This is a genomic window from Quyinboa ferrireducens (genome assembly GCF_042436675.1).
Taxonomy (GTDB): Bacteria; Bacteroidota; Bacteroidia; order Bacteroidales; family UBA5342; genus JBHJHP01.
In genome coordinates this window covers 23,258-35,702 of sequence record NZ_JBHMVA010000008.1, presented here as the reverse complement: position 1 = coordinate 35,702, position 12,445 = coordinate 23,258, and the positions used below count along the sequence as shown (strand labels likewise).

Annotated in this window: 10 protein-coding genes and 1 tRNA gene; 4 read left to right on the top strand and 7 right to left on the bottom strand. The window is 36.6% G+C overall.

Features of this window, described 5'->3' with window-relative positions; genetic code table 11:
- Positions 1–340 precede the first annotated feature (340 nt).
- Together ACE01N_RS12215 and ACE01N_RS12210 are read right to left on the bottom strand one after the other, a co-directional pair.
- Entirely contained in the window at positions 341–2,338 is a 1,998-nt protein-coding gene (locus ACE01N_RS12215; protein WP_380589162.1) for an AAA family ATPase, read from the bottom strand.
- Positions 2,339–2,407: 69 nt separating this feature from the next.
- Positions 2,408–3,610, bottom strand: coding sequence for an S-adenosylmethionine:tRNA ribosyltransferase-isomerase (locus tag ACE01N_RS12210; RefSeq protein ID WP_380589159.1), 1,203 nt, complete (start codon positions 3,608–3,610; stop codon positions 2,408–2,410).
- A gap of 41 nt (positions 3,611–3,651) precedes the next feature.
- Between ACE01N_RS12210 and ACE01N_RS12205 the strand changes: the two genes are divergently transcribed.
- The 4 genes from ACE01N_RS12205 (at position 3,652) to ACE01N_RS12190 (ending at position 6,306) form a co-directional block, all read left to right on the top strand.
- Positions 3,652–4,656: a DUF2027 domain-containing protein gene (locus ACE01N_RS12205; RefSeq protein WP_380589156.1), complete on the top strand. Its 1,005-nt coding sequence runs from the start codon at positions 3,652–3,654 to the stop codon at positions 4,654–4,656.
- A gap of 78 nt (positions 4,657–4,734) precedes the next feature.
- Positions 4,735–5,127 (top strand): transposase, encoded by a 393-nt coding sequence (locus tag ACE01N_RS12200; RefSeq protein ID WP_380589153.1) that lies wholly within the window; start codon positions 4,735–4,737, stop codon positions 5,125–5,127.
- Positions 5,128–5,129: 2 nt separating this feature from the next.
- Complete coding sequence (locus ACE01N_RS12195; RefSeq protein WP_380589150.1) at positions 5,130–5,978, top strand: IS3 family transposase; 849 nt, start codon at positions 5,130–5,132, stop codon at positions 5,976–5,978.
- 254 nt (positions 5,979–6,232) lie between these two features.
- A tRNA-Pro gene (locus ACE01N_RS12190) sits at positions 6,233–6,306 on the top strand.
- Positions 6,307–7,550: 1,244 nt separating this feature from the next.
- Here the strand turns inward: ACE01N_RS12190 and ACE01N_RS12185 are convergent.
- The 5 genes from ACE01N_RS12185 to ACE01N_RS12165 all read right to left on the bottom strand — a co-directional run bounded on the left by ACE01N_RS12185 (position 7,551) and on the right by ACE01N_RS12165 (position 12,440).
- Positions 7,551–9,086: a P-loop NTPase fold protein gene (locus ACE01N_RS12185; protein WP_380589147.1), complete on the bottom strand. Its 1,536-nt coding sequence runs from the start codon at positions 9,084–9,086 to the stop codon at positions 7,551–7,553.
- A gap of 243 nt (positions 9,087–9,329) precedes the next feature.
- Positions 9,330–10,499, bottom strand: coding sequence for a hypothetical protein (locus ACE01N_RS12180; protein ID WP_380589144.1), 1,170 nt, complete (start codon positions 10,497–10,499; stop codon positions 9,330–9,332).
- Positions 10,500–10,596: 97 nt separating this feature from the next.
- A complete protein-coding gene (locus ACE01N_RS12175; RefSeq protein WP_380589141.1) occupies positions 10,597–11,220 on the bottom strand; it encodes a hypothetical protein in 624 nt (207 codons plus the stop codon).
- Positions 11,221–11,315: 95 nt separating this feature from the next.
- Positions 11,316–11,672 carry a DUF4180 domain-containing protein gene (locus tag ACE01N_RS12170; RefSeq protein WP_380589138.1) on the bottom strand — a complete coding sequence of 119 codons (357 nt, stop codon included), beginning with the start codon at positions 11,670–11,672 and terminating at the stop codon, positions 11,316–11,318.
- A 24-nt stretch (positions 11,673–11,696) separates the two neighbouring features.
- Positions 11,697–12,440 (bottom strand): LytR/AlgR family response regulator transcription factor, encoded by a 744-nt coding sequence (locus ACE01N_RS12165; RefSeq protein WP_380589135.1) that lies wholly within the window; start codon positions 12,438–12,440, stop codon positions 11,697–11,699.
- Positions 12,441–12,445 lie beyond the last annotated feature (5 nt).

Sequence of the window (12,445 nt, the reverse complement as noted above, 5' to 3'; positions counted from 1 at the left end):
GCACAACTTGTTTGAACCCGTTTACGCCTTGAAGTTATGAATTTTAATTATGGAATTGTTTTTGGTGCATTTTTTAATCATAAACCAAATAAATAATACATCAATTATAAAAATCTGAACCCTAATATAGCAAAGTTAAAAAATATTAACTAAGAACCAAATTTGTTAAAAATTATAATTACACTTAGAGTTTTTCAGACACATTTATCTTGTTACATGTGTCAAAGATAAACGAATTTTAAAATAAAAGAAACTTCCATTTAGTTTTTTAACTATCAAAATGTCAATTCCATCATATCGTTTTTAAATATATGATAAATATCATGTATTTGCATTGAAATCAGAGGTTTTGAGCTTTTTCCCAGGCTTCGGCAGCCAATATAGGTTCGCCATTTTTTGAATAAGCATCACCTAGTAGCCTAAAAGACTGTGCATGGTCACATTTAAGATAGGTGGCTTCTTTTAAATCGTCAATGGCAGCTTCATATCTTTTCAGGCTCAAGAAGAGCTTTCCACGGTTAAAATAGCCCTTAAATTCTTTCCGTTTTAACTGGATAGCTTTTGAAAAATCTTCTTCTGCTTTATGATAATCCTTTATATTAATATAGGTATTACCTCGCCGGATATACGCATCGTAAAAAAGGGGATTAAGTTTTATAGCCTTATTGTAGTTGGCCAAAGCCGATTTAAAATCTTTAATTTTTGTAGCACATTCATTGCCCATCACATAAAACTCTTTTGCCATCTCGGAAAAATCAGATATCATATCCATTTTCTTAAGGCTTTCCTTCTTCAGTTTTTCTTTATAGGCAGCAAGCCCGGCCAGTTTAATGGCAATAAACCGTTTTATTAATGGCTGATTTGTGATATCATTTTGTAATTGCGCCTTCTGGAAAAATTCCAGCGCATTTTGAAAATCATTTTTATTGAAAGCATCCAGTGCCTTCAGATAATTCTCAAATGATTCCGCTTTCTGAAGACTTCCCTTAATGAGTTGCTCATTATTAAATTGCTGTGAAAAATCAGCTACTTCCTTTTTTACGAATACATCTTTTCGCCTCAACTGCTGTTTCAAAACAATTCCTTCGAATGATGTACAGCGGCTAAGCGCCACATAAGTCTGCCCTGCAGCAAAAGCACCCTCGCCCATATCAATAATGACGCGATCAAACGTCAATCCCTGGCTTTTATGCACAGTAACCGCCCAGGCCAAACGCAACGGGAACTGTACAAAATGTCCCAATTCCTTTTCTTCTATCCGCTTTTCCTTTTCGTTGTATTCGTATTTAATGTTACGCCACACCATTTTGTCCACCAGAACTTCGCTCCCGTCTTCAAGCATCACACCGATATCTTCGTCATCCAAATGTATAATTCTTCCAAGTGATCCGTTTACCCAACGTTTTTCAGGATCATTTTTAATGAACATTACCTGGGAATCAACCTTCAGCTCCAGGTTCAACGATGTGGGCAGGTTGTTTTCGTTAAACTCACCCTCTATTTTTCCCTTATACTCAAAACTGACAGACGGCAGATCTTTCAGGTTCTTTTCGTTGATGTAATCCACGGTATCTTTGCGGGTAGCAAGTGTAATAAAAAGCTCTTTTGACTTTTCGTCCGGTTCAAACGACCTGTTAACTCTTGAGTTAAGTGCTTGAAGTGCTTCTTCTGACAAATTGTTAATCCGAACAGAATCCAAAAGTTTAACAAAATTCTCATTCTTCTGACGGTAAACCTTTTTCAATTCCACCGATACCAGGTCAATCTGGCTGAACACATTGGCAGAAAAGAAAAACGGCGACTTATAAAACCGTCCGAGAATATTCCAGTCATCACGCCTGACCACTGGTTCAAGCTGAAACACGTCTCCTACCATCAACACCTGCTTTCCACCAAAAGGAATCCGCATATTTTGTGAATAGACCCTTAAAACCCTGTCGATAAAATCCACCAGATCAGCCCGAACCATAGAAATCTCGTCTATAATCACCAGCTCAAGTTCTTTAATAAGCTTTTTGTGTTTTTTCCTGTACCTGAGAAAATCAAAAATACGTCCCTTGACAGTTGATAAATCCGGATCATCGGGCAAAACAGGTCTGAAAGGCGCTTTAAAAAAAGAATGAATGGTTTGACCGCCAACATTAATCGCTGCAATTCCTGTCGGAGCAAGTACCACATATTTCTTCCGGGTCTTCTCGCAGATATATTTCAGAAACGTGGATTTACCGGTACCGGCTTTCCCAGTTAAAAAAAGGCTTTGACTGCTTTTTTCAATAATCTGAAGCGCCTGTTGAAACTCCTTGTTATCCGTATCTATATGTTGCGTTCTCAACCCCATTTTTCGATAAAAAGCAAATATAAGGATGAAAACAGAAGATACCTATTCGCCGGGAAGGGAGTTCTTACATTATTTCAACAGCAATGAACTGTCACCATAACTTAAAAACCGAAAATCGTGGTTCAGTGCATAATCGTAAATATTTTTCCAATCCGAATCTACAAAAGCGGAAATAAGTAATAACAATGTACTGCGGGGCTGATGAAAATTAGTTACGATACCCTGTACTATTCTAAAATTGTAACCAGGTGCAATAATTATTCCGGTTGAAGCCGAAACAAACTCCTGATCGTTCAGTTTCATATGGTTCAATAGCGCAGACAAAGCATCTTTCACTGCAATTTCATCACCCAGACTATATGGTTCCCACTGGTCAAGCACATCAATACTGAGTCCTTTTAAGGCTTTTACACCGAGCCAATATAACGACTCCAGCGTTCTTACAGATGTTGTACCAACGGCAATAACAGGCCCCGTGGTTTTAATCAGTTTTTCGATAATACTTTTAGAAACAAATATGGTTTCTTTATGCATTTTATGATCACCAATCTTTTCGCTCTTCACCGGCTGAAACGTTCCGGCTCCCACATGTAAAGTCACCTCTGCCTGCTCAAAACCCCGCTTCGAAAGATCATTCAATACATTTTTTGTAAAATGCAAACCCGCTGTTGGAGCAGCAACACTGCCGTCTATTTCGGCATACACGGTTTGATAGGTGTTTTTATCTGCTTCTTCCGAAGAACGGTTCAGATATGGTGGAATGGGAATATTACCTGCCACTTCCAGAATCTGGGAGAAAGCGACATCAGTATTCCAGGCAAATTTCACATTCACCGAACCTTCTTTACGCTCTACAATTTCGGCATTCAACTCTGTTGCTTTTCCTTCAACAGAAAGTTCCATTTTCAATGCACCGGACTTCCACTTTTTAAGGTTCCCAATTATGCAATTCCACGTTACTTCTCCCGTTGCCTGCAAGGCCAGAAGGTGCTGGGTAGGATCAACAGGTTCCAAACAAAAAACCTCGATGAGCGCACCGGTAGCTTTTCGAAAATGCAGCCGTGCATGAATAACTTTTGTATTATTGAACACCAGCAAGGAGTCCGGCAAAAGATGCTCCCCTATGTTATTAAATACGGTTTCTGAAATCTGTCCGCCCTTGTACAATAATAATTTTGATGCATCCCTTTCCTTTAAAGGATATTGCGGAATTTTTTCTTCAGGAAGTGAATAATTGAATAAGTTGATATCTATTTTTTGCGGGTCATCCATTTATCTTAATTTTGCTACAAAAATAGTCTAAAATATTAATCATGAATATCAGAGTTGGTGACCAGATAAAGTATCTTAATGATGTGGGAGGCGGTAAAGTAATCACTATCAGGGATAAAAAGATTGCTGTTGTATTGCAGGATGATGGTTTTGAAGTACCTGTTTTAATTACCGAATGTATAAAGGTTGAGGATTCAGAGCCGGAACCGATCAGGCAGCAGGTTCAGGCACCCGTGAAAGAAACGTATCAGTATACCGAAATAAATTCTCCTGAAAACGAACAGCTTAACCTTCTTTTTGCATGGATACCAGGCGATCCGAAAAGTTTTGAAGTTGACGATACGGACCTTTATCTTGTGAACGACAGCAACTATTTTTGCCAGTATTTGTGTGCATTAACCAAAGGCAACAAATCACAGACCGTTGGACAAGGTGTGATTGAACCAAACACAAAAATTCTTCTGGACTCGTACGAAAAAAGATTTTTGCTGGAAAATCAGAAACTATGGATAAACGGACAGTTCTTTAAAATTGATAAGCCTTTCGAAAAGAAGCGGGTTGTTGATTTTGCGGTCACCCTGAAACCGGAGAAATTTGAGCCGAAACGTTTTAAACCAAACGACTATTTTGATGAACCTGCAGTGATCAATCCAATTATTAAAAATGATTTTTATGAGGGAATTGAGCAACTATCGGAAAAAAGTATTGAGAATGTAAAGCGGGAAAAAGATTTTACACCTAAAAAGGAAGCTAAGCCGGCTCAGGACAAAAATGCCATTCTGGAAGTGGATCTGCATATTAATGAATTGCTGGACGACTTATCGGGATTGAGCAATGCAGATATTCTGAATTATCAGATGGCAAAATTCAGAGAAGTGCTGGAAGAAAATAAAACCAATAAGGGCAAACGCATCGTGTTTATTCATGGGATTGGAAACGGCACGTTAAAAACCGAATTACGCAAAGAACTGGACCGCAAAAAAATGCGACACCAGGATGCATCGTTCAGGGAATATGGTTTTGGGGCAACGATGGTAATTATGTAGACGCAAGAACCAAGACACAAGAACCAAGATTTATGTACGTCCCTGATATAGGTTGACCACTTAAAAAGTGATTAACCGATGAAAGGGAATTTAAGTATTATCAGGAAACAGCGACGTTATTCAGAAGAATTTAAACGTCAGGTTGTATCAGATTATGAATCAGGCAGATTAAGCGTTCCTCAGTTAGAGAAGCTCCATGGGATAAATAATTCTGTAATTTATGCATGGATTTATAAATATTCTACCTTTAACAAAAAAGGATATCGCGTCGTGGAACATAATCAAAGTAGTCAACAAAAGTTAAAGGAACTTGAGAAAAAGGTAAAAGATCTGGAAGCAGCCCTTGGTCGTAAGCAGATCATGGTGGATTATTTAGAGGAAATGATACAAGTTGCCAAGGATGAATTGGATATTGATATCAAAAAAAACTACTCCACCCTACAATCCAGAAGTTCCGCAAAAAAGAAGTAAAGATGGCTTATCCATTAAACGAACTTTACCGGACCATTGGCATAAGCAAACAAGCAGTATGTCAATATCATAACAGGCAGGAAGCATTCGATTCAAAGTTGTTTCAGCTGATTACAGAAGCAGAAGAACTTAGGTCGGATCATCCGGGTTGTGGGGTTGAAAAAATGTATTACACGTTAAAACCGGACTTTATTGGCAGAGACAGGTTCATTGAGACGATGATGCAGCTAGGCTATCGTTTAAAACGTAAGAAGAACTACAGGCGAACAACCCATGCAGGCAAAATCTATTATCCCAACCTGATCAAAGGAATGATTGTAAGTGCTCCCTCTGTTATCTGGCAGAGTGATATTACTTACATTCCTATTGGCAACCAACATTATTATGCAGTTTTTATAATAGATGTTTATACGAAGAAAATTGTGGGGTACAGCATTACTGACCATATGCGTGCAACAGCGAATTTAAAAGCGCTTAAAATGGCACTAAAGGATAATAAAGCTCCACAAATCCATCATTCTGACAGGGGAAGTCAATATACTTACAAGCCCTATATTGACATGCTCAAACAAAATGGGACACAAATAAGCATGGCCCAAAGTGCCCAGGATAATGCCTATGCTGAACGTATAAACAGGACAATTAAAGAAGAGTACCTGGATCATTGGAAGCCTACCAGTTATTCCATGTTACAAGTAATGATAAAAAGGGCGGTGGAAAACTATAACAATCATAGGGTTCACAATTATCTGGGGCGGCAAACTCCAACCGTTTTTGAACAACGTTTTTCTTTGATGGCTAGCCATCAAAGAAAAAATATGACTATATTTAACAATGAAGTATTAACCTAAAACGGTCAACTTTATTTAGGGATCTACATTAAAATTTGGGGAATTTCTATTTTTGTCCGGTTAAAAATCAATATAACTTAAGATTCTTCGCTTCATTTTATTACGCTCAGAATGACATGATATTAGGTTCATTCCGAGTGTAGCGAGGAATCACTGAAGCTTTAATCGGACATTAAGGAATATTTATTTTAAAAAACAGAAATTTAAATCCGTACCAAACTAATTTTTTATAAATTTGCGCCCGGAAAAGAGTACGGGGTGTAGCGCAGCCCGGTAGCGCGCGTCGTTCGGGACGACGAGGTCGTCGGTTCGAATCCGGCCACCCCGACAAACAAAATCCTTTCGCAATGCGAAAGGATTTTGTATTTGACGACATTTCAAATTCATTTGAAGATGGAGGAAAATAAAAAATTGAAGAATGCGCAGCATTCAGGATTTTGTTTGAGCATCACTCCCATTACCGGATGACCGACCAACGGGAGGTAATCCGATAAATAAATTCTTTCACTCCTTCAGAGTTTCTGTGATTATTGCACAAACTGTTTTCTACAGAAATGCCAGTCCTTCGGACTTGATTATTTAAAAACCGATTTGTTCATGTTTTGAGAAAAGAAAAAAGGTCAGAGATTCACGACAGTGATCCAGGATTTTGTTTGAGCATCTCTCCCAAACCGAATCACCGACCAACGTAAGGTAATCCGGTAAAACATTCTTTCACTCCTTCAGAGTTTCTGTGATTATTGCACAAACTGTTTTCTACAAAAATACCAGTCCTTCGGACTTAATTCACCTTATTTGCTAATGATTCATTTTACACAAAATAAAAGAGATTCACGATAGTGAATCAGGGATTTTGTTTGAGCATCTCCCCCATTACCAGATCACCGACCAACAGGAGGTAATCCGGTTAATACATTCTTTCACTCCTTCAGAGTTTCTGTGATTATTGCACAAACTGTTTTCTACAGAAATGCCAGTCCTTCGGACTTGATTATTTAAAAACCGATTTGTTCATGTTTTGAGAAAAGAAAAAAGGTCAGAGATTCAAGACAGTGATCCAGGATTTTGTTTGAGCATCTCTCCCATTACCGAATCACCAACCAACGGAAGGTAATCCGGTAAAACATTCTTTCACTCCTTCAGAGTTTAGGTGATTTTTGCACAAACTGTTTTCTACAGAAATGCCAGTCCTTCGGACTTGATTATTTAAAAACCGATTTGTTCATGTTTTGAGAAAAGAAAAAGGTCAGAGATTCACGATAGTGAATCAGGGATATTGCTTGAGCATCTCTCCCACTGCAAATCAGCGACCAGCGGAAGGTAATCCGGTTAAACATTCTTTCACTCCTTCAGAGTTTCTGTGATTTTTACACAAACGATGTTCTACAGAAATGCCAGTCCTTCGGACTTGACTCATTTAATGCTCTATTTATTCATATTTTAAAGTGCGAAAGAATATCGGAATTTATAAATTTTGTACTATATAATATTAGTAGAATAAACAAAATTTAAAAAGCCACCAAGGGTGTATCCACACCTGTGGTACAGTAAATATAGCTTGGCTTTACGAAGTTAAGAAAAAAGTTTATCTACTGAAGTTCCCAATGAATTGAGAACTCTAACTAATTCGCTCTTTATTTCTATATTGACAGTATCTCTATCTTTATAAACAACATCAACATTGAAATTTTTTATTGAAACTTCCTTTCGAAAATTATCAATAATTACATCAACATCATATAATACCATTAAGTTAGAATTATTAAAATAGCCTACAAATCTTAGCTTATCTTCTGTTGAGAAATTTGTGATTTCGCGAATCTTGTTACTCTTAAGTGCGTAAATAAAAAATATTCTGGCAATATCTTTTAAATATTCATAAGCGGATTCTTTTTTAATTGATTGAATTATATCATTTTTAATTGAATATGTATAAAAACCTGAAAATGCTTTTTTAAATAAGAGTTCGTACTGAGAATAAAAATCAATTTGGTTATTATATAAATAAAGTACAGCATTGCTCTTAACAGTATTGATAGTATTCCATTCTAACGGAAAGTCAAGTTCAATACAGTAATCGAATAAATTTCTTAAACTTAAGTATTTGCCATATCCATCAGAATACATATTCAATAATATGATAGGGAAAATATATCTTGTTTGAACGAAAATATATGAAAACCAAGACTCCTTTTTTAAAAGGATGATTTCATCTAATCTACTATTGAAAAACATTAAAACATCTTTCTTATTATCAAATATGTATTTCTCAATTGAAAAGAACTTACTAAGATAACTTTCAAAGTAGTCTGCTGGAGCTTGAGTTTTTGAATAAAACGCACTTAATAATTTTATATTAGCAACTAAAATAATTTTATTGAATCCATATTTATTTGTGTTGTCAATTTGGCTGTGACTTGCAAAAATATTCAAGATTCTAAATGCATGAGAAGGTTCAATTCTATCAATATCATCAATGATAAGTACATAATCTTTGAAATTGCAAACGCTCCTTATAATCTCATAGGTTACTGTTTCAGACAAATAGGTTCCTTCAATCTCTTCAATATTCTTTAATAATTTTCTTGTCTTTCCTTTTCTCGATTTAAGTTTAAAAACTATTTTTTCAATCCAACCTTTTTGAAACGATGACAAGAAAGCGAAAATAATACCTATTGTTTTCAAATCAATATTATCAACATTATTTATCAAACCTATTATTGCTTCAATAATATGAGGATACTTAGAGATAATATCATATACTGCTTGATTAAATACTTCATTATACTTTTTGGGTTCTATCTGATTAGACAGAATTATTTGTTTCAAAATATCATATTCAATTACTTTAAAAATTGTGCTATCATCAAGGGTTCTATAGTTGATTGGATTAAGAATTATTGTCCTGTATTCCTTACCATTTATTGTTGAAATACCAAAACTTTTATCTTCAGGAATCTTGAAGAATTTTTTTAAAAAATAAGTTTTACCAATACCAAATTCACCTGAGAATAAAATACTTTTATGCTTTTCATTAGAAAAGAAATACTCGAACTGAGTGTTATTTATTTCATTTAAAATTTCAAAATTTGATTGATTATTATCCATCAAGTAATTTTTATCACGGTTAACAATTCATAAAGGTAAGAAAAAAACGAATCCCGTGATAAACGTTTCTATAAAGCAAGCAGTCAATATACTTTGAGCATTATGTATCTAAAAAACTCATCCGAAACGCATGTTCCGGATGAGTCACTGTAAATCACGTGTTATATCGGATAATTCAGGCTAACAGGTATAAAATTGAAAGCTATTTATGTTTAACTAAATCTGTTTCATTTAATAATTGAATCAGGGAACAATTTGAGCCTTTGTCCATTCACGGTCATTCAGATTGATATCGCCGTTAGGATTATAAAACAGGTCATCGTTCTGAATATAATTCCCCTGGCTGTCCATCCAGTATTCCGTGGAACCGGCATCCACCTGGTAGTTATTACCAGATGAAGGATCATAAACCGTTTCCTGTTCGTTGATCATATTAAGATACTGCCGTTGTGAATTATCGCTTCCGCTACCAAAGTTCCGGTTCATAAATGATTTATGATTGGCATCCTGTGCCGCATAGATGCCCTTCATCTTTCGTTGATGGGCTTCAAAGGCAGCCTGCCTGCTTTGCATATTGGCCTGATGCTGGCGCATGGATTCCTGCATACGTTGCTGCGTCAGCAGATTCCTGTATTGCACCCATTTTGGATTTTCCTTCATACTGATGGCAGAACGAATCCGGTGGTTCACAGCATCTTCGTAAACGGCTTCATTGGAAAAAAGATACTCTGTTGAGTAGTACCACACGGTAGAACCTCCCGAATACGGATCGGGTTGCTTCAGGATAAATTTTGTTATGATAACCAATGCTTTTTCGCCCTTATTATTGGTCCACTCCGTATTTAAAAGCTTATAATGAAAGTTAGGATTGTTCATTTCACTTAGCTTTTTTTGGATAAAAGATGCCAGCTCCGGCAGGTTCCGTTCACCTTTAAACGTAAATCCACTTTTCTGCATTCTTCCCTGAACTTCATATTGTAAAATCTGCTGGTTGGATACTTCGGGACTTACCATTTGTGCCATTCCCGAATTCATCAGATACTGGTTCATCCGGGGATTATCGTACGTAAAATACATTTTAACCGGTGTATTAAACACTTTCAGATTATCAGGCCCCTGAATCTGAAGCAAAAACACCGGCAATTTCTGATCCATGGTATAACTGGGCTTGCTGATCACCTGCCACTTTGATGGAAATTCTTCGGTATAAACCACCAGACCGGTTCGGGCATCCTTAAACTCATGAATCTGTTTTTTGTTCGATCCGGAAAACCAACCTGTTTTTTCTGTTTTAGCATCTGAACCAAACTGTTCTGTTGCCGCTCCTTTTTCTATAGTATTCTGCGATCTGCCTCCATTACATGCAGCAAGAAGCACGAGGATTGATATAAGTATAAACTGAATGCGTTTCATAACAAAAAATTAAGTGATTACATCATTACATCGAAAGCATGGGATAATGTCATCAGAAAATGACGTCCATTTTTATTTGTCCTGAATAACCTTTGCATTATTTCCGCACAAAATTAAAGGCATACCCTACTGAAAGTTCAAAATCAATGTGCCCCAGAACGTTCATCGTATTATCTGTATCATTCATAAATTCAACATCAGGATAGCCTTCACTCCACGTTGCTTCAAACTGATTAAAACCATATCCAATTCTGGCTGTAAAACAGATTCCGGGTTTTGTCACCCATTTTTTACCCACATTAACGCCAAAAGATCTGTTGGAAGTCATATGAGGATAATCATGTGACGATATCAGGATATCGCCATTATACGTAGAGTGGTTGACGATACCATCAATTTGGGAATAATTATAAAACAGTCCTGCAAACAGCGCATTGACTTTAGATTTAAAATGATATCGGTAATTCAGAAAAAAACCTTTTTCAGGATAATCATGTGCTGAAACAAGCGGAATACCGATTACTATTTCATGATTTGGCCATATCAGCCTTCCGTAATTAACATACAGCGAGGATGTATAAAAACCATTCAATCCTATATTGACAGAATTTTTCAGCTGAGCCTGGTCCCTTGTTTTCCAGTATTGTGCCTGACTGTTTATTGAAATGAAAACTACCGAAATCAGCAGCAAAAGACGTTTAATACCTTTTAAATTTTTCATTCATGGATGCGGATTAGATAAACCGTTCGTTCAGTTTATATCCTTACATCGCAACGGACTAAAAATGTCATCAGAACAGTGCTTCAAATATCAGGTTAGTTTAATACAGAAAGTGCATCATCCAGCGAACCGACAAAATAAATGTGTCTGTTTTTGTTACTTTCGCGAATAAAATCGTTCAGACTCTTACTTTTATATTTAGTAAAATCACCAACTATGGCCAGCCGCATCCGGTAATTTGAGAACTTTTGCAGTATTTCTCCAGCCATCCCGTTTCTCAGATTAAAGAACTCATGTGTAATATTCTTTTGATGCAGGATAATCTTTTCAATGCCCTGGTAATACATATTGCCAAGCAAATCCAGTGCATCTTCCGCAGAATGAATTACGATACCTTCTGATTCGACTTCAGCAATATGTCCTTCACCTGTTATATGCTTATTTATTTTCATTATTATCTTTTCTTTACAGTCAAATTATCCTTTTAAACTTTGTATCACATCTGTTTTCCGCAGCCGGGAAACCGGCACATTATCCCCATTCATCATAACCAGGTAACCACCGTCCGATTTTATTAAGGTCTTTACAAATTCAGGATTGACCAGATGGGCCTGGTGTGTTCGTATAAAACCATGCACAGAGAGAATCTCATCATATTCTTTCAGACTCCCCGATACCAGAAGTTCCTTATTCGTTGTTGTAATAAATCTGGTATAACTCCCATCGGCTTCCAGACGTATGATATGCTTTACCTCCACAAAATCAATATGATCAACAAATGGAAGAGCGATTCTCTTATTTCTGTCAGGCTGTGAGATATTGTGCAACAAATTCTGCAAACGTATATTTTCTTCTTTTAGCTGAATCCGTTGTTTAGCCTTTTCAACTGCTTTTACGAGTTGATATGACTCAATGGGTTTTAAAATATAATCAACAGCACTGAATTTTACCGCATTTAAACCATAGTGGTCGAATGCAGTAACAAATATGACTTCAAACGCCGGATTTTTAAATTTGGCTAACAGATCAAAGCCGGTTCCATCCTTCATTTCAATATCTAAAAACAGTAACTGCGGTTTTGTTTGGTTCAAAAGCTCAAATCCTTCAGAAACCCCATCTGCAGTTCCGGCAACACTTATTTCAGGACAATGTAATTTTACCAGAGTGACAAGATTTTCCCTGCCCCTGACCTCATCATCTATAATGACGCAATGTATCATGCTCC

What these genes read in the sequence shown, in the direction of transcription:
- ACE01N_RS12210 (WP_380589159.1), bottom strand. Translation starts at nt 3,610, where the DNA reads ATGGATGACCCGCAAAAAATAGATATCAACTTATTCAATTATTCACTT.
- ACE01N_RS12175 (WP_380589141.1), bottom strand. Translation starts at nt 11,220, where the DNA reads ATGAAAAATTTAAAAGGTATTAAACGTCTTTTGCTGCTGATTTCGGTA.
- ACE01N_RS12205 (WP_380589156.1), top strand. Translation starts at nt 3,652, where the DNA reads ATGAATATCAGAGTTGGTGACCAGATAAAGTATCTTAATGATGTGGGA.
- ACE01N_RS12195 (WP_380589150.1), top strand. Translation starts at nt 5,130, where the DNA reads ATGGCTTATCCATTAAACGAACTTTACCGGACCATTGGCATAAGCAAA.
- ACE01N_RS12165 (WP_380589135.1), bottom strand. Translation starts at nt 12,440, where the DNA reads ATGATACATTGCGTCATTATAGATGATGAGGTCAGGGGCAGGGAAAAT.
- ACE01N_RS12185 (WP_380589147.1), bottom strand. Translation starts at nt 9,086, where the DNA reads ATGGATAATAATCAATCAAATTTTGAAATTTTAAATGAAATAAATAAC.
- ACE01N_RS12215 (WP_380589162.1), bottom strand. Translation starts at nt 2,338, where the DNA reads ATGGGGTTGAGAACGCAACATATAGATACGGATAACAAGGAGTTTCAA.
- ACE01N_RS12200 (WP_380589153.1), top strand. Translation starts at nt 4,735, where the DNA reads ATGAAAGGGAATTTAAGTATTATCAGGAAACAGCGACGTTATTCAGAA.
- ACE01N_RS12180 (WP_380589144.1), bottom strand. Translation starts at nt 10,499, where the DNA reads ATGAAACGCATTCAGTTTATACTTATATCAATCCTCGTGCTTCTTGCT.
- ACE01N_RS12170 (WP_380589138.1), bottom strand. Translation starts at nt 11,672, where the DNA reads ATGAAAATAAATAAGCATATAACAGGTGAAGGACATATTGCTGAAGTC.